At 62.2% G+C, this 17,004-nt stretch carries 20 protein-coding genes; 15 read left to right on the forward strand and 5 right to left on the reverse strand.

Annotation, left to right across the window (positions count from 1 at the left end; all coding sequences use genetic code 11):
* Positions 1 to 1,661, reverse strand: a 1,661-nt coding sequence (gene ctaD, locus G7A66_RS05275) for a cytochrome c oxidase subunit I (RefSeq protein ID WP_232366656.1), incomplete at its 3' end; no start/stop codon positions are given.
* 33 nt (positions 1,662 to 1,694) lie between these two features.
* On the reverse strand, positions 1,695 to 2,819 hold the full coding sequence (gene coxB / locus G7A66_RS05280) for a cytochrome c oxidase subunit II (RefSeq protein WP_408609242.1): 1,125 nt from the start codon (positions 2,817 to 2,819) through the stop codon (positions 1,695 to 1,697).
* Between the two features lie 265 nt (positions 2,820 to 3,084).
* On the opposite strand from coxB, the gene pyrE reads away from it, so the two are divergent.
* The 9 genes from pyrE (at position 3,085) to G7A66_RS05325 (ending at position 9,585) form a co-directional block, all read left to right on the forward strand.
* Entirely contained in the window at positions 3,085 to 3,666 is a 582-nt protein-coding gene (pyrE, locus tag G7A66_RS05285) for an orotate phosphoribosyltransferase (RefSeq protein WP_174294645.1), read from the forward strand.
* Positions 3,667 to 3,668: 2 nt separating this feature from the next.
* A complete protein-coding gene (locus G7A66_RS05290; protein ID WP_174294646.1) occupies positions 3,669 to 4,421 on the forward strand; it encodes a pyridoxine 5'-phosphate synthase in 753 nt (250 codons plus the stop codon).
* Entirely contained in the window at positions 4,418 to 4,843 is a 426-nt protein-coding gene (gene acpS, locus G7A66_RS05295; RefSeq protein WP_174294647.1) for a holo-ACP synthase, read from the forward strand. The genes G7A66_RS05290 and acpS overlap by 4 nt, the downstream gene beginning before the upstream one ends.
* Positions 4,821 to 5,807, forward strand: coding sequence for a signal peptidase I (gene lepB / locus G7A66_RS05300; RefSeq protein ID WP_174294648.1), 987 nt, complete (start codon positions 4,821 to 4,823; stop codon positions 5,805 to 5,807). Before acpS ends, lepB begins: the two co-directional genes overlap by 23 nt.
* Before the next feature lie 49 nt (positions 5,808 to 5,856).
* Positions 5,857 to 7,017, forward strand: a complete 1,161-nt coding sequence (locus G7A66_RS05305; protein ID WP_332310494.1) for an AI-2E family transporter — start codon at positions 5,857 to 5,859, stop codon at positions 7,015 to 7,017.
* Between the two features lies 1 nt (position 7,018).
* Complete coding sequence (locus tag G7A66_RS05310) at positions 7,019 to 8,158, forward strand: DUF3089 domain-containing protein (protein WP_174294649.1); 1,140 nt, start codon at positions 7,019 to 7,021, stop codon at positions 8,156 to 8,158.
* The gene (gene ruvX / locus G7A66_RS05315) at positions 8,137 to 8,619 is read left to right on the forward strand and encodes a Holliday junction resolvase RuvX (protein WP_174294650.1); all 483 of its coding nucleotides are present in this window, start codon (positions 8,137 to 8,139) and stop codon (positions 8,617 to 8,619) included. Before G7A66_RS05310 ends, ruvX begins: the two co-directional genes overlap by 22 nt.
* Before the next feature lie 67 nt (positions 8,620 to 8,686).
* Complete coding sequence (locus G7A66_RS05320; RefSeq protein WP_174294651.1) at positions 8,687 to 9,178, forward strand: PaaI family thioesterase; 492 nt, start codon at positions 8,687 to 8,689, stop codon at positions 9,176 to 9,178.
* Between the two features lie 2 nt (positions 9,179 to 9,180).
* Positions 9,181 to 9,585, forward strand: coding sequence for a PaaI family thioesterase (locus G7A66_RS05325; RefSeq protein WP_332310495.1), 405 nt, complete (start codon positions 9,181 to 9,183; stop codon positions 9,583 to 9,585).
* A gap of 21 nt (positions 9,586 to 9,606) precedes the next feature.
* Here the strand turns inward: G7A66_RS05325 and cobS are convergent, their stop codons facing one another.
* Positions 9,607 to 10,602 (reverse strand): cobaltochelatase subunit CobS, encoded by a 996-nt coding sequence (gene cobS, locus G7A66_RS05330; protein ID WP_174294653.1) that lies wholly within the window; start codon positions 10,600 to 10,602, stop codon positions 9,607 to 9,609.
* 91 nt (positions 10,603 to 10,693) lie between these two features.
* On the opposite strand from cobS, the gene G7A66_RS05335 reads away from it, so the two are divergent.
* Positions 10,694 to 11,554 carry an oxygenase MpaB family protein gene (locus tag G7A66_RS05335; RefSeq protein ID WP_174294654.1) on the forward strand — a complete coding sequence of 287 codons (861 nt, stop codon included), beginning with the start codon at positions 10,694 to 10,696 and terminating at the stop codon, positions 11,552 to 11,554.
* Here the strand turns inward: G7A66_RS05335 and G7A66_RS05340 are convergent, their stop codons facing one another.
* Complete coding sequence (locus G7A66_RS05340; protein ID WP_174294655.1) at positions 11,555 to 12,151, reverse strand: J domain-containing protein; 597 nt, start codon at positions 12,149 to 12,151, stop codon at positions 11,555 to 11,557.
* A 43-nt stretch (positions 12,152 to 12,194) separates the two neighbouring features.
* Here G7A66_RS05340 and G7A66_RS05345 point away from each other — a divergent pair, with 43 nt between their 5' ends.
* Genes G7A66_RS05345 through G7A66_RS05365 form a run of 5 tightly spaced genes read left to right on the forward strand, consistent with a single transcriptional unit; the run spans position 12,195 to position 15,868 of the window.
* The gene (locus G7A66_RS05345; RefSeq protein WP_174294656.1) at positions 12,195 to 12,503 is read left to right on the forward strand and encodes a BolA family protein; all 309 of its coding nucleotides are present in this window, start codon (positions 12,195 to 12,197) and stop codon (positions 12,501 to 12,503) included.
* On the forward strand, positions 12,500 to 13,225 hold the full coding sequence (locus G7A66_RS05350) for a glutathione S-transferase (protein ID WP_174294657.1): 726 nt from the start codon (positions 12,500 to 12,502) through the stop codon (positions 13,223 to 13,225). Before G7A66_RS05345 ends, G7A66_RS05350 begins: the two co-directional genes overlap by 4 nt.
* Positions 13,222 to 14,118 carry a pirin family protein gene (locus G7A66_RS05355; RefSeq protein ID WP_174294658.1) on the forward strand — a complete coding sequence of 299 codons (897 nt, stop codon included), beginning with the start codon at positions 13,222 to 13,224 and terminating at the stop codon, positions 14,116 to 14,118. Before G7A66_RS05350 ends, G7A66_RS05355 begins: the two co-directional genes overlap by 4 nt.
* Entirely contained in the window at positions 14,115 to 14,945 is an 831-nt protein-coding gene (locus tag G7A66_RS05360; RefSeq protein WP_174294659.1) for an SDR family NAD(P)-dependent oxidoreductase, read from the forward strand. Before G7A66_RS05355 ends, G7A66_RS05360 begins: the two co-directional genes overlap by 4 nt.
* On the forward strand, positions 14,945 to 15,868 hold the full coding sequence (locus G7A66_RS05365; RefSeq protein ID WP_232366657.1) for an alpha/beta fold hydrolase: 924 nt from the start codon (positions 14,945 to 14,947) through the stop codon (positions 15,866 to 15,868). Before G7A66_RS05360 ends, G7A66_RS05365 begins: the two co-directional genes overlap by 1 nt.
* 20 nt (positions 15,869 to 15,888) lie before the next feature.
* On the opposite strand, the gene G7A66_RS05370 is transcribed toward G7A66_RS05365, so the two are convergent.
* Positions 15,889 to 16,995, reverse strand: a complete 1,107-nt coding sequence (locus G7A66_RS05370) for a DUF2332 domain-containing protein (protein WP_232366658.1) — start codon at positions 16,993 to 16,995, stop codon at positions 15,889 to 15,891.
* Positions 16,996 to 17,004: the final 9 nt, after the last annotated feature.

Consider the following 17,004-nt stretch of genomic DNA (forward strand, 5'->3'; position numbering starts at 1 on the left):
ACCGGGAGCGTTTCGAATTGGTGGTAGGGCGGCGGGCTGGACAAGGTCCATTCCAGCGTGGTCGCACCTTCGCCCCAATAGTTGGGCTCTGCCCTCTTCCCGGCCGCAAATGCGTAGACCAGGTTTACGAAGAACACACCCATGCTGGCAGCCATCACGTAATAGCCGAGAGACGAAATCTCGTTCCAGTACTGGAACGCCGGCGTGTAATCGGGGTAGCGACGCGGCATACCCTGCATCCCGAGGAAATGCTGCGGGAAGAAGATAATGTTCACGCCGATGAAGAAGAGCCAGAAGTGGATGTGCGAAAGAAGCTCACTATGCCAGCGCCCGCTCATCTTCGGGAACCAGTAGTAAAAGCCGGCGAACAGAGAAAACACTGCGCCCATCGAGAGAACGTAATGGAAATGGGCCACCACATAATAGGTGTCGTGCAGATTGTCGTCGATACCGCCGTTCGCCAGCACCACACCGGTCACGCCGCCCACGGTAAACAGGAAGATGAAGCCCAGAGCCCATACCATGGGGCTCTTGAAGGTCAGGCTGCCGCCCCACATCGTGGCGATCCAACTGAAGATCTTCACACCGGTCGGCACCGCGATCACCATCGTCGCAGCCGTGAAATACATCTTCGTATTCACGTCCAGACCCACGGTATACATGTGGTGCGCCCAGACGACGAAGCCGACTACGCCGATCGCGACCATGGCATAGGCCATGCCGAGATAGCCGAATACGGGCTTGCGGCTGAAGGTCGCGACGATCTGGCTGATCATGCCGAAACCGGGCAGGATCATGATGTACACTTCAGGATGGCCGAAGAACCAGAACAGGTGCTGGTAGAGAACCGGATCGCCGCCGCCTGCCGCGTCGAAGAACGTCGTGCCGAAGTTACGGTCCGTAATCAGCATTGTGATAGCTGCCGCGAGAACGGGGAGCGCCAGCAGCAGCAGGAATGCGGTAACCAGCACCGACCAAACGAACAACGGCATCTTGTGCAGGGTCATGCCCGGCGCGCGCATGTTGAAGATGGTGGTGATGAAGTTGATGGCACCCATGATCGACGCGGCACCGGCAAGGTGCAGCGCGAAGATGGCGAAATCCACTGCAGGGCCTTGCGATCCGCTGGTCGACAAGGGCGCATAAACGGTCCAGCCCGTCCCCGCGCCCAGACCTGTACCGCCCGGCACGAACATCGAGAACATGAGCGACAGGAAGCCCGCTACCGTCAACCAGAACGAGATGTTGTTCATCCGGGGGAACGCCATGTCCGGCGCCCCGATCATCAGCGGAACGAACCAGTTGCCGAAGCCGCCGATCATGGCTGGCATGACCATGAAGAACACCATGATCAACCCGTGCGCCGTGATCAGCACGTTCCACATGTGCAGATTGACATCGAAGGACGCTTCGCCGCCGAGCAAATTGACCCAGAAACCGAGGAACTGGATGCCGGGTTCGTGCAGTTCGGCCCGCATGATGCCCGAAATACCGCCGCCGATGATCCCGGCGCAGATCGCGAAAATCAGGTAGAGCGTGCCGATGTCCTTGTGGTTCGTGGACATGAACCAGCGCGCGAAGAAGCCCGGCTTGTGATCGGCATCATGCGAAGCGTCGTGATGATCGCTGTGAGCCTGGAAATTATCGGCGGTAGTAGCCATTTTCTGTCTCTGACCTGCTTCTAGCGTAATTCGTTACATCGATGTCGGGCGCAAGGGCGCGGTGTCTTCGGTTGGCGGAGCGCCGGCACCCGGTGCACCGGGCAGCTGGCTCTCCGGCTCCTGCAAGGGTGCGAGTTCGGGAACAACCACCTCGTCACCGCCGACCGTGCCGCCCTGTGAGCGGACCCATGCCTCCCATTGCGGGCGAGGGAGGGCCTCAACCACCAGAGCCATATAGGCGTGCCGCGCACCGCAAAGTTCGTAGCACTGCCCGTAATATATGCCCGGTTCCTTGATGAACAAGCGCCGCTCGTTCAATCGGCCAGGAACCGCATCCAGCTTGAACCAGAGCGAAGGGATGCCGAAGGAGTGGATAACGTCGGCTCCGGTCGTCTGGATACGCAGCCATTCACCGGCCGGAACGACCATGCGATTATCCACGGCAGCCTGCGGCGGCTCGCCCCTGGCGATTGCCTCGGATTCGTCGAGCATGTTCGAGATGACTTCAAAGCCGCCGTTGTCGGGATAGGTGAAGCCCCAATACCATTGATAGCCGGTCGCCTTGATTGTCACGGCACCTTCTGCGGGCGGTTCATACTGCCGCGCCAGAAGGGTGATCGAAGGGATGGCGATCGCCACAAGAATGAGGACCGGAACGAGTGTCCAGACCACCTCGATCAGTGTATTATGGCTTGTCTTCGAAGGAACCGGATTGGCCTTGCGGCGATAACGGGCAACCACCCAGAGAAGCAGGCCGAGCACGAAAAGGCAGACCACTGTAATAAGCGGCAGCAGGATCGCGTCATGCATCCAGTGCGCATATTCGCCATCGGGAGAATATTGCTTCTGGAAACCGAAGGCCCCGCTTTCCGGCGCACCCTTGATCCAGCTTGGATCGAGGGGAGTATAAGCGTCGCTACCGGGAGCAGCCTCAACCGTGGAACCTTCCGCAGCGGCGGCCGTATCGACCTGCTCCGGAGCGACTTCCGCCAACGGGTTTTCCGCCGGACCGACCGGCACATCGGCTGCGGACGGTGCTGGTGCATCCTGAGCCATGGCGAACTGCGGCGCGAAAGCAATCGCAAGAGCCAGCAACAGGGCGGACACTATGGTCAGCAGATTGCGCAACATGGGGCGGGTGATCTCACCAGAATTCATCGGGTCGGACACTTTCCGTTTCTCAGGCCATTCACTTGGCCGGTTCTCAGGCCGTATTTCTTGAGCATCGGGCCGTAGTGGGACGCCCGGCCAGGCTCCGTGGCGGAACCTGTTTGGAGCGCCTATACGCAAGCTTGCCCCTCGCCTCAAGCGCTTCTAGGGACATTTTTCGACAACCGGCGGGGCATATCTGCGAAACGCAGGATGCCGTATCGTCGCCCCTGACCTGCCGATGCGAACGAGCCGAGACGAAGGACCCCAGAGCATGACCGAAGACACCGTCCTGTCGGAATTCCGCGCCAGCGAGGCGTTGCTCTCGGGCCATTTCGTCCTTTCTTCAGGCCGGCACAGCGCGAATTACCTGCAATGCGCTCGCGTGCTCATGGACCCGGACCGCGCCGGTCGCCTGGCGCTCGCCCTGGCGCAGAAACTGCCTCGCGAACTCCGTGCAGAAATAACGAAGATTGTATCGCCTGCAATGGGCGGCGTCATCATCGGACATGAAATGGGCCGCACGCTCGGCAAAGAGGCCGTTTTTCTCGAACGCCCGACAGGCACCTTCGAGCTGCGGCGCGGCTTCCGAATCGAAGAGGGTGAAAAGGTGCTGGTGGTCGAGGATGTAGTCACCACCGGATTGTCATCGCGTGAAGCGATCGCTGCTGTCGAAGAGGCCGGCGGCGAAGTTCTCGCTCTCGCTGCGCTGGTCGACCGGACCGGTGGAGAAGCCGAATTGCCAGTGCCATTCATCCCTCTCGTCGCCATCAACTTTCCAACCTATGCACCGGAGGATGTCCCCCCTGAACTCGATCGCATCCCGGTAACGAAGCCTGGTAGCCGCAGGATCTGACGGTGGCCTCAAGCGAATCCGAAGAGCCGCGTCGCAAGCTGCGCCTAGGGGTCAATATCGACCATGTGGCGACGATCAGAAATGCACGCGGCGGTGCCCATCCGGACCCGGTGCGGGCAGCGCAGATCGTGGCGGAATGCGGCGGCGACGGGATCACCGCTCACCTGCGCGAAGATCGCCGCCATATCCACGACGACGATCTGAAGCGCATACAGGCCGCGACCGATCTGCCGCTGAACCTCGAGATGGCTGCAACGCCAGAGATGCTCGAGATCGCCCTGCGCCATCGCCCCCATGCTGCGTGCATCGTTCCTGAAAAGCGCGAGGAGCGCACGACCGAGGGAGGCCTCGACGCCGCCGGGTTGCACAACCAGCTTGCTCCGCTGATCTGGAAGCTGAAGGATCACGGCATCCGGGTCAGCCTGTTCATCGCGCCCGACCCGCGGCAGCTGGATGCAGCCATCCGCATGGGTGTGCCGGTGGTTGAATTCCACACCGGCGAATATGCGCACGCGACTGGCGAGGCACAAAGCATGGAACTGCGCCGGATTGCCGACATGGCCGCCCTGGCAGCGAAGAACGGCATCGAGCCACATGCGGGCCACGGCCTTACCTATGAGAACGTACAGCCGATTGCCGCCATTCCGCAATTGGCGGAACTCAACATTGGCCACTACCTTATCGGCGAGGCTGTGTTCGTCGGCCTTGCGCCCGCCGTCCTGCGGATGCGCGAATTGATGGACGATGCGCGATGATCATCGGTTTGGGGTCCGACCTCTGCAATATTGAAAGAATTCAGAACTCTCTCGATCGATTTGGAGAACGATTTGAAAACCGTGTCTTCACCGATGCGGAACGCGCCCGTGCCCGGCGGCGGCCCTTTACCATCGCCGGCACCTATGCGAAACGGTTCGCCGCGAAGGAAGCATTTTCCAAGGCAGTCGGAACCGGTTTCAAGCGCGGCGTTTTCATGAAGGACATAGGTGTCATCAATGCCCCGTCAGGCGCACCGACACTAGCGCTGTCGGGCGGAGCCGCCGCCCGGATGGAAGAATTGACGCCCGCCGGCTACAGGACCGCCATTCATCTTACCCTCACCGACGATCACCCATGGGCGCAGGCCTTCGTGATCCTGGAAGCAGTGCCCCACCCCGATGCCCTCGCCCACTCAGACTGATTCTGTGCTACCCCGCTCCGCGTCACTCCTGTCGCGGCCCTCCGAGGATGGCGGTCCTTTCGTCGCGCGCGATGACGATGCCGATCCCTCCGGCGATCGCAAGGAGAGTGTCGACTGGGGCGCGGAACTGCGCGGATTGCTGCTAATGATTCTCGCCGTGCTGGGCTTCCACAGCCTCGTGGCGAAACCCTTCTACATTCCCAGCCAGTCGATGGTGCCGAACCTGCTGGTCGGCGACCGTCTGGTGGTCAGCAAATATCCGTACGGGTGGTCCTGGGTCAGCGCCAGCTTCCACGTCCTGCCCCGGGGCGATTGGCGGCTGTTCCCCGCAACTCCCGAATATGGCGATATCGTCATCGCCGTCCCGCCCGGGCGCGACGAGGATTACATCAAGCGAGTCGTCGCTCTGCCGGGCGACCGGATCGCAGTTGTGAACGGGCAGATCGTGCTGAACGGCGTGCCGGTTCCGCAGGTGGTCGAACCTTCCATCGACATTCCCGTGGATGCAAATGCGCCCTGTTCGGCAGAAACCTATCCCGGTGCTAAGCGCCTGCTCGCCTCCGGCGCATCGGTTTGCGAGTTACCTACCTATCGTGAGATAATGCCGAACGGCGCAACCTACCTTGTTGTCGATCACGAGACCCAGTCCTTGGACAATATGGCCGAGGTCGCCATTCCGGCAGGTCACGTTTTCCTGATGGGAGACAATCGCGACGAATCCGCCGACAGCCGGGCAGAAACATGGGAGAGCGGCCTCGGCGGGCCGGTCCCGCTGGAGAATGTCGGCGGCCGCGCGGAATTCATCACCTTTTCTCTCGACGGCACTACCAGCTGGAACCCCCTGACGTGGTTTACGTCCTTGCGTGAAGGACGGGCCTGGACCACATTGCGCCCCGCTCTCGTTTCTACTGGCGCAAACGCTGCGGAGGACTCGGCTGCCTTGCAGGTAAATAACGGCGGGTGAAGATCGACAGCACGTCGGAATTGCGATGCGCTAATACAGAGGAAACTATGTGAGCGAGGAAGGCCGCAGTTCGGTCGGGCTGGAAGGGGACGATTACATTCCTTCCGAACGGCCGACCGGGGCCAGCCCGGCGCGCATAACCAATCCGCAACTGCAGCAGGAAGCCAAGCGTGCGTTCGTCTGGGCGGGGGTGATCGGCCTCATCGTGCTCTGCGTCTGGATCGCGCAGTCCCTGCTCGTCATTTTCGGCGCCTTCGTCTTCGCGGCAATGGTGGATGGCGGAGCCCGTCTGCTCGGCAGGGTTACACCGTTCGGGCGCACCGTTCGCGTGGGGATCGTTCTGCTGCTGACATCTGCCTTCTTCATCTGGCTATTCTGGTACGGCGGCACGCAGATCTCGCAGCAGGCGGCGCAATTCCCCGAATTGCTGAACCGGCAGATACTCGATTTGATCGCCTATCTGCAGAGCCGCGGCTTCGAAATCGGGACCGATGCTGTGCAGGGCATGCTCGGACAGCTGGCGAGCGGCGTCGGCACGATTTCGCGCGTGATCGGCGGGTTGTTCGGCGGGCTGACCACTATGCTGCTGATCCTGATCATCGGCATCTACATGGCGTTGGAACCCGATCTGTACGAGCGTGGCTTCGCTTGGCTTATTCCCAGTGCCAAGCGCGAGAATTTCTACATTACCGCCAGCCGGATGGCGGCGACCATGCGGCGGCTGATGGCAGGGCGGCTGCTCGGTATGCTGGTGGAGGGCATCTTCACCTGGGCGCTGCTCGCCTGGTACGGAGTACCCATGGCCGCACTGCTTGGCATCCTGACCGGCTTGCTCGCCTTCATCCCGAATGTCGGAGCGATAGTATCCGGATTGCTCATGGTTACCGTCGGCTTTTCTGGCGGCGTCGATATGGGACTGTTCACGATCTTCGTCTATCTGCTGGTGCAGACGATCGACGGCTATATCCTCGTACCGATGATCGCCCGCAAGACGGTGGACCTCGCCCCTGGCCTTGTTCTTTCGATGCAATTGATCATGGGTGTTCTGTTCGGGTTACTCGGCTTGTTCCTGGCCGATCCGCTGCTGGCCATGATCAAGGTAGCCTTGGAAAGGCGCGCGGAAATCAATAGCAGGGAGGACGAATTGAACGGAACTGTCGCCGGACCCGTCGCCGCAGCGGCGAATGCAACCAGATCGGAAAGCGGATAGAATGGCCCGAAAATTCCTTTACCTCATCGCGATCCTGATCGTCCTCGCAATAGCAGGCGCCTTCGCACTCGCGATCTGGGGCAAGGAATTGCAGAAGATGGCCTTTGTGCCCGGCGGTGAATTCGTCGAGCAGGAGCGATTGGCCGACAATGCCTATCAGTCCACCGACATGTGGATCTCGCGGCCTGGCATCGGCATCGACGATCCGGCACGGTGGCAGCCCGCCACACGCGGTGAAGCACGCGAGGTGCCTGTGGTGGATGAAGGAAATCCCGAATTCGCAGTCTTTTTCGTACATCCGACCAGCTTTATCGAACGGACCAGTTGGAACGCGGCGCTGGATGACGCACAATCGGGCCGCATTGCCGAGGTTTATGTTCGCGGCATGGCGAGCCCGTTCAATCAGGCGAGTGAGATCTGGGCTCCGAAATACAGGCAGGCGACCTTCGGAGCGTTTCTGACCGACACGCCCGATGCCGAGGCTGCGATCGACACCGCTTATGAAGATGTCGCGCAGGCTTTCGCCTTCTTCATCGACAGCATCGCCGCCGATACGCCGATCGTTCTCGTCGGGCATAGCCAGGGTGCACTTCACCTGATGAGCCTGCTTCAGCAGGAGATTGCCGGCACCGCGCTGGAGGATCGCATCGCCGCTGCCTATCTGGTCGGATGGCCTATCTCGGTCGCGCATGATCTACCTGCCTTGGGCCTGCCCGCCTGCGCGACGGCGGGGCAGGCCAACTGCATCGCCAGTTGGTCGAGCTACGCCGAACCGGCGGATCCTTCGGCTCTCATCGAAACCTACAGCGAATCGCGAGGGCTGGACGGTACACTGCGCGGCGACAGTTCGATCGTCTGTACAAACCCGATCAGCGGCACGGCAAATGGTACAGCGCCCGCCTCGGCCAATCTCGGCACGCTGGTTCCGGATACCGACCTGACCGATGGCGAGTTGGTTCCGCAATATGTGCCGGCCCGTTGCGACGAGCGCGGATTATTGCTGATCGGTGCGCCGCCGGAGATGGGAGCCGCCGTGCTGCCCGGCAACAATTACCACGTCTACGACATTCCGCTGTTCTGGCGGAACCTGCAACGCGATGTCGCACAAAGGGTGGAATCTTGGACCAACCGGCCCCGGTAACGACCAGTAAAGGCACGTTCCGCGACCTGCTGCCCGATGGCGGGGTGCTGCTGGCGCTCGATATCGGCACCAAGACCATCGGCACCGCCTTTTGCGACGCCGGGTGGCGCTTCGCCACGGCAGGAAAGACCGTGCCGCGCGGCAAGTTTTCCAGGGACCGGGCGGTTCTGGCGGAGCTGGCGAAAAGCCGGAGCGTGGCCGGGCTGGTAATCGGCCTGCCGCTCAACATGGACGGCAGCGAAGGGCCCCGCGCTCAGGCAAGCCGTGCCTATGCCCGCAATCTGGCGCCGCTCGAGGTGCCGATCCTGCTATGGGACGAACGGTGGTCGACATCGAGCGCGGAGCGGGATCTGATCGGCCAGGACTTCAGCCGCCGCAAGCGTGCGGAACGGATTGACAGCCACGCCGCGGCCGTGATCCTTCAGGCTGCGATCGACGCGCTCGCTGGCGGGATCTTCTGAAAGCGCTAATCTGCACGCCAGCAGTAAATCGTTGTATTCGGCGGCGTCGCGCCGCAGAAGCGCGGCTATGAAGGAAGTCGAACCCACAGTCACTATTCCCCGCAACCAAGGCAGCTCGCGTGCAGCTACCTCCGGCTTCGATCCGGCGGCAGCCGCGCCCTTGCTGCTATCGCAGAACCACGGGGGTTGGCTGGGCCTGCGCTATCGTGACCACGGCGAGGACTGGGCCGAACTGGAATTGCCCTGGCGCGCCGACCTTATCGGTGAAGCATCGCGCGACGTCTTGGCATCCGGGCCGATCGTCAGCCTGATGGACATGGCTTCGGGCATGAGTGTCTGGGTGAAAATGGGTGAATTCCGCGCCATTGCGACGCTGGACCTGCGAGTCGACTACGTTCGCCCTTCACGCGAAGGCGCAAATGTGATCGGCCGGGCGGAATGTTACCGGCTGACCAATTCCGCCGCTTTCGTGCGCGGCATCGCTCATGACGGCGACGCAAATGACCCCGTCGCGCATATCGCCGGGTGCTTCATGGCGATCATGGGACAGAGGCTATGACGATGAGCGACACGCCCGATATCCTGACGCCCTATGCCCGCTCGCTAGGGATCGAGATCGCTGACGAGAGCGGCGACGCGCCTACCCTGCTCCTGCCGTTCAGCAAAATTGCGGAGGGGCGGCCCGGTGTATTGCATGGCGGGGCCACCAGCGGCTTACTCGAAACCGCCGGCTATGCCGCTCTGCGCGTGGCACTGGACAGATTGGAGCGAGACCACAGGTTGAAGCCCATCAACGTGACCGTGCAATTCCTCAGCGCAGCGAAGAAGCAGCCGACCTATGCCTTGGGTCGTGTCACCCGCGCGGGCCGGCGCAACGCGAACATCGTGGTGGAAGCATGGCAGGACGACCGTGACCGCCCGGTGGCCACCGCCGTCATGAACGTGCTGATGACCACGCCCGACTAGCTGGCCGGGCCGCGCCGAGCGTCAGCCGTTCTTGCCGACAATACTTTCAGGCAGTTCCTCACCAAAGACGCGCTGGTAATATTCGGCCACCAGCATCCGTTCGGCCTCGTCGCACTTGTTCAGGAAACTCAAGCGGAAAGCGAAGCCAATGTCCTTGAAAATGGCCGTATTCTGGGCCCAGGTGATCACCGTACGCGGGCTCATCACGGTCGAGATATCGCCATTGATGAAGCCTTGGCGCGTCAGGTCGGCCACCCGGATCATGCTGGCGATCTGTGCCTTGTCCGCATCGGGGTTCTTGGCAGCGACGATCGCCTGTTCGGTTTCCTGCGGCAGATAATTGAGCCCAATGACGATATTCCAGCGGTCCATCTGGCCCTGGTTGATCGCCTGGGTGCCATGATACAGCCCGCTGGTATCCCCGAGACCCACCGTGTTTGCCGTGGCGAACAGACGGAAATGCGGATCGGGGCGAATGACCCGGTTCTGGTCCAGCAAGGTCAGCTTGCCCTCATTCTCCAATACGCGCTGAATAACGAACATGACGTCCGGGCGCCCCGCGTCATATTCGTCGAACACCAGCGCCACCGGATGCTGCAACGCCCAGGGAAGCAAACCTTCACGGAATTCGGTGACCTGCAATCCGTCCCGCAGCACAATGGCATCGCGCCCAACCAGATCGATGCGGCTGATATGCGCGTCGAGGTTGATGCGGATGCACGGCCAGTTCAGGCGGGCCGCGACCTGTTCAATATGGGTCGATTTACCGGTGCCGTGATAGCCCTGCACCATCACCCTGCGATTGAAGGCGAAGCCTGCAAGAATGGCGAGTGTCGTATCCGGATCGAAGACGTAGTTTTCATCCAGATCGGGCACGCGGTCATCGGCCCTGGAGAAGGCGGGAATCTGCCAGTCCATGTCGATCCCGAAAGTCTCGCGCACATCCACGCTGGTGTCGGGTGCGGCCAGAACGGTCTTCTCGGCGGCGTCGAAGCTCTTGTCGGTCATTTCGTTCATTACCTGTGTGGCCTAGAGAAGGCGGCGGCTGGTCGCAAGCGTCAGGCACGGCATTTTATTGTGGCGCGAGCATGTCTATATAGATTGGCGAATGGCCCTGATCGACACAATCCTGCCCAGACCTTCAGACCGGCTGCGCGACGCGTTGGTCCGCAGGGTGCGGGCGACATTCAATGACACCTCCAGCGGCCAGAAGCCGGTGCCCCCGTCAGACGACGCGCTGTTCGCGCCCGATTCGCCGATCCGCATGGTGCATGCCGATGTCACCGCCATGATGGTCGGCGGCATACGTGGATTGCTGCTGCAGATGCTGCATCCCCATGCCTTGCAGGGCGTGCTCGACCATTCGGATTTCCGTGCCGACATGCACGGCCGGTTGCGGCGCACGGCTCGGTTCATCGCCATTACCACCTACGGGCAGAAGGACGATGCGACCAAGGCTATCAAACGTGTGAATGCCATTCACGAACAGGTTTCAGGCACCCTGCCCGACGGCACGCCTTATTCCGCGCGCGATCCCCGGACGCTGGCTTTCGTGCATCTGGCCGAGGCTACCAGCTTCCTTGCAGCCTATCTTCGTTACGTCCGCCCGACGATGCCGCTGGCCGAGCAGGACATGTATTTCCGGCAGTTCGCGGTTGTCGCCCGCTTGCTGGATGCCGATCCGGTGCCGGAAAGCCGCAGCGAAGCGGAGCGCATGATGCGCGAAAGGCGCGGCGAATTGCGCGGATCGCCCGAGGCGCGGGAAGTCGCCGACCTCGTGCTCAACCAGCGGCCCGAAGGCGCGCCGATCCTTGTCCAGCAGATGCTGGGTGGCGCAGCGGTCGACCTCTTGCCGCCTTTTGCGCGCGCCATGCTCGGCCTTCGCAATCCGCCGCTCGGCGCAATTGGCGCGAGGATGGCCACCGGCGGCATGGGTCGCACCCTGCGCTGGGCCTTTCGCCAGAACTGATCAGGCCAGCGCGACCGATTTCTTGAGCAGCTGATAGGCTTCCACCACCTGTTGCAAGCGTCCTTCGAACCCGCGGTCCCCGCCGTTGCGGTCCGGGTGATAGCGACGCACCAGTTCGGAATAGCGGCGCCGCAGATCCTTCCGGTCGGTCGCCATGCCAAGCCCCATCACATCGAGAGCGCGCGCTTCCTGCGCAGTGAAGCGGCTCTCCGCGGCATTCTCGGCCGATCTGTGGCGACCGCGCTGGCGAATGGAGTCGGCCCGCGCATTTATTGCATCGAGCGGGTCCGCAAAATCGGCCCAGCGAGGCATGGCGTCGCTCATGGCATCGACGCGGAAGGCGCGTGTTTCACTGGCCCAGCCCGCTCCGGGTGCCTGAGCGGCGTAGATTTCTTCCGCGCTCATGCCTTCGAACCAGTCGTAGCCGGCATTGAATTCGCGCACGTGATCAAGGCAGAACCAGCGCCAGTCACCCGGTCCGTCGAAACCCGAACCGCGCCTGCCCGGAGCGCGAAACTCACCCGGCTCGCAGCACCCCGGCCTTTCGCAGTTTCGCCCGTCGCTTTCGTATCGTCCATGGAACTTAGTGTATGCCACGCCCTTAGGATGGTAGGTGCAATACGAAATGGAAGACTTGACGATGACGAAAGTTCAATCGAACCCCGGCCCGCTCGCGCAGGAAATTCATGACAGGCTGGAGAGCGCGCTGACGCCGATCACGCTGGAGGTGATCAACGACAGCGCCTCACATGCAGGTCATTCCGGGGATGATGGTAGCGGCGAATCGCATTTCACCGTGGTGGTGGAGAGCGCTTCATTTGCCGGGCAGAGCCGCCTGCAAAGGCAGCGGCTGGTGAACACGGCCCTTGGCGACATACCCGGGCAGCGGGTTCATGCGCTGGCGATCAAGACCTATGCTCCGGGCGAATATCGCCGGGAAGGTTCATGAGCGCGCTCTACGATCTTTGGTACTGGCCATCGATCCCGGGACGCGGCGAATTCGTCCGCCTTGCCCTGGAAGCTGCCGGTATCATCTACCGCGAACCTGCTCGCGAGAACGGCGTTGACGCCCTGCTGGGTGACATGGAAAATCGGCACGGCATCCGGCCTTATGCCCCACCCTATGTGACGAATGGTGCCGAAACCGTCGCGCAGGTCGCCCTTATCCTCGACTGGCTTGGACGGCGGCACGGCTTCGCATCCGAAGATGCAGCGGTCGCGACGCAGCTGATGCAATTGCAACTGACGGTCACCGATATAGTGGCCGAGATCCACGACACCCATCACCCGATATCGACCGGCGCCTATTACGCCGACCAGAAAGACGCCGCGAAGAAAGCCGCGCTCAGCTTCCGCAGTGAACGTATGCCGAAATATTTCGATTATTTCGAAGATGCGCTGAGCGCTAGATCCGGACCCTTCGTGCTCGGGGCCGGATGGAGCCATGTCGACAGCTCTCTCTGGTTGCTGATGGAGGGGCTGGACTACGCCTTTCCGAACCGCATGGCGGAACTTGCACCAGACTACCCGCGGCTTGCAGCCTGCCGTCACGCATTCGCAAAGCTCGACAATGTCGCGGCGTACTTACGATCCGACCGCCGGATGCCGTTCAACGAAGACGGTATTTTCCGCCACTATCCCGAACTCGATTCAAAAGGTTCCGATGCATGACGATCCTTCAGACGATCACGCCTGTCACGCATGATCTTGGCCAGTTTAAGGTGCGCCGCGCCTTGCCCGCGAAAGAGCGGACGATGGTCGGCCCCTTCATCTTCGTGGACGAATTCGGTCCGGCACGGCTCGATGCTGGGCAAGGCATGGATGTGCGCCCGCACCCTCATGTCAACCTGGCAACAGTGACCTGGCTGTTCGGCGGTGAACATGCCGGGGCAATCGAGCATCGCGACAGCCTCGGCACGCTGGCGACCATCCGGCCCGGACAGGTCAATCTGATGACGGCGGGCAGCGGCATCGTGCATTCCGAACGCAGCCCGCAGGATGAACGCACGGGCGGCCCGCGCCTTTATGGCATGCAGACCTGGCTTGCCCTTCCCGACGGCCGCGAGGAGATCGAGCCAGCCTTCGAAGCGCGGCGCGATCTGCCGGTGGTCGAGGCCGATGGCGCAAAAGCAACGATCATCATGGGCGAATTATGGGGCAGCCGTTCGCCCGTCACCACCTATGCCGAAACGATCAACGCGCAGATCGCGCTGGAGGCGGGCGGCTCCATTATAATCGAAGCGAATGCCGACGAACGGGCGATCATGCTGGTCGGCGGCGATGCGTGCCTCGGCGATGCGGCGCTTACCCTGTACGAACTCGTCGTGCTTGCTCCGGGCGAAGAGATGATCCTGCGTTCCGACAGCGGCGGGCTTGCCATGTTGCTGGGCGGCGAAGCTTTCCCGACCAAGCGCCACGTTTGGTGGAATTTCGTCAGTTCCGATCCCGACCGCATCGTGCAGGCGACGGACGATTGGAAAGCCGGGAGATTTGCAAAAGTGCCCGGAGACAGCGAAGAATATATCCCCATTCCCGATCAACCCAAGACTGTGAGCTACCCATGACGAACACGATCTGGATCACCGGCGCCTCCTCGGGCATCGGCCGCGCGCTGGCTCTCGAATATGCCGGGCGCGGCAAGACGGTCGAAGGCGAGCCCTTCTCGCTCATCCTGTCGGGCCGCGATGAGGGCAGGCTGGCGGCCGTGGCGGAGGAATGCGCTTGCGAAACCCTGGTGCTGCCTTTCGAAATGACTGACGAGGCCGCGATGCAGGAGGCGGTCCGCATGGCTGAAGCGTGGCAGGAAGGATTCGACATGCTGGTCAACAACGCCGGCATTTCGCAACGTTCGCAGGCCATCAACACGAAGATGGACGTGTATCGCCGCATCCTCGACATTGACCTGCTCGCACCCATCGCGCTGACGCAGGAGGTACTCGGCGGCATGGTTTCGCGCGGGTCGGGCAAGCTGGTCTTCATGGCGTCCATCGCCGGCAAGGTCGGTGTGCCGCTGCGCACCGCCTATTGCGCGGCGAAACACGGGCTGATCGGCTATGCCGATGCCCTGCGGACGGAATTGTCGGTGACCGACATCGAGGTGCATGTCGTCGCCCCCGGCTCCGTCGCGACCGATGTCTCGCGCAATGCGCTGGGCGGGGATGGCGACCGGCGCGGTGTCAGCGACAAGGCGATCGACGAAGGCATACCCCCTGCAGAAGCGGCGCGAATCATCGCCGACGCCATCGCGCTCAACCAGCGCGAGATCATCGTCGCGCGCGGCATGGAAGAAGCCATGGGCGAATTGCGGCGGACGCCCGATCAATTGTTCGACCAGATGGCGAACATGGTGGCGAAAGGGTACATGGAGAAAATGGAACCACAGGGTTCCTGATGGGAGACGACAGGATGGACCAGCGCCGGATAGACCTCGCCAACGGCATTCACCTCGACGTGGTCGATACCGGGCCGCCGCAGGATCGGCCGGACGCACCGGCCCTCATCTTCCTGCACGGTTTCCCCGAATCCCACCGCACCTGGCGGCACCAGATCGCGCATCTGCAGGACCGCTACCGTTGTATCGCGCCCGATCAGCGCGGCTATCGCGGATCGTCCAAGCCTCAGGATGTGACAAGTTACACCCCCGACAAACTGATCGGCGACATCTTCCTGCTTGCAGCCGAACTCGGCATCCCGAACTTCACCATCCTTGGCCATGACTGGGGCGGCGCGATCGCCTGGGGAATCGCTCTGGCCGGGCAGGGCACCGGACGCGTCACGCGGGCAGTCATCGCCAATGCACCGCATCCTGCGATCTTCCAGCGGCTGCTCTACACCGACCGGCAGCAGCGGGAATCCAGCCAGTACATGCGCGGCTTCCGCGACACCGAAAACGATGCGCTGGTGCGCGATCATGGTCTGACCGGCATTCTGATGAAAGAGGTGAAATGGGACCGCCCATCGCAGATGGAGCCTGCCGAACGCGACGCGCTGATGAAGGACTGGCAGGACCGGGACGCGGCGTTCGGCATGCTGAGCTGGTACCGGGCCTCGCCCGTCAAGGTTCCGGCGATGGACGAACCCTTCGCCTTGCCGGACGATTACAGCCCGCCTTCCCTGCCCGATCTTTCCATCCCCACGCTCGTCATCTGGGGAATGGACGATCTGGCCCTGCCCCCCGGCAATCTTGACGGCTTGGATGACCTCATAGACGATCTGACCATTGTCCAGGTGCCCGAAAGCGGGCATTTCGTTCCGTGGGAAGCGCCGGAGAAGGTAAATGCCGCGCTGGACGAGTTCCTCGCCCGTACCGATTGAGCCGCGGCGCACTCACGCGGTCAGGCGCGCCATTCGACCCACGCGCCGTGGGGATGCGCGGCTGCGAGCGTCACCCATTGCTCCCCGCCCGGCCAGAAACGGGCCTGCAACTCATGTGCGAATGTCTGCCGGTTGGTTTCCAGCCGCAGCCAGGCGACAGGTTTCGAGCGCTCCGCAGCGGCTCCTGCTGTCTCGACGGTGTGCATGATCCGGTCCTGCGTGGAGTTGGGCAGATATTGCCAGACGATGGTGTGGAACAGGCAGCGTGTCGTTTCCTCGACCTGCGGCTCCGACATGACAGCCTCAACCCAATCGCCCGCATCCGCCTGCTCGAGTTCGGGCGCGCGCCCCATCGCCAGTGAATGCGCCGCGTCTATGCGCGCCATGCGTTCCGCCGCCTCGGGCCAGACGTAGCTTTTCAGCCGAAGAACCGCATCCGGATCACGCAGATCCAATGGCTTGAGGTCACAGCCCCGCACTCCGGTGACGATCACCTCGGCATCGGGCGGCGGATTACCGCGCCATTCGGGCGCAAGCCGCAGGGGCGACGGAGACCCGAACTGCACCCCGCCAAGATCAAAGGTGAACCGGTCCATCATCGTGTTGATACCGGCACTCGCGCCAATCTCGTTCAGCTCAAAACGCGCGCCGAGGCGCTGCGACAGCCAAGCCAGCCCTGCCATGACCGCTGAAGATCGCCCCGCCTCATTCGTCTGCGGCGGCCCGTCCAGCCATGGCAGCAGCACGGTATCGTGCTTGCGGATCATCTCTCCGACCAGCCGGTCCACCGTTCCCTGATCGGTCGTGATCCCGGCATAGACTGGTTCAAGCGAGCGGTCCTGGCCCGTAAGCAGCAGATGGTGCAGCCCGCCTGTAATCCGCAGCGGCAGGGCATCCTTGATCACCGGCCCCTGCCATGCCGCCATGCGCCTGCCGACGGCGGTTTCGCTCTCCAGCACCGACAACAGGGCACGGATGATGCGCGCGGTACCAGGGGCTCCGTTACGTTCGGCATGGCGCGCCTGCCATTCGATGCCTTTCGGGACAGAGGTCATCTCCATCGCGGGGATGTCCGCCCCGGCATTCACACCGTCAGAACTCTGCTGGCTACCGTGATCTTGCGCCATAGCGATTGC

Origin of the sequence: Alteripontixanthobacter muriae, from assembly GCF_013336795.1 — a bacterium.
In the GTDB taxonomy this organism is placed as follows: Bacteria; Pseudomonadota; Alphaproteobacteria; order Sphingomonadales; family Sphingomonadaceae; genus Pseudopontixanthobacter; species Pseudopontixanthobacter muriae.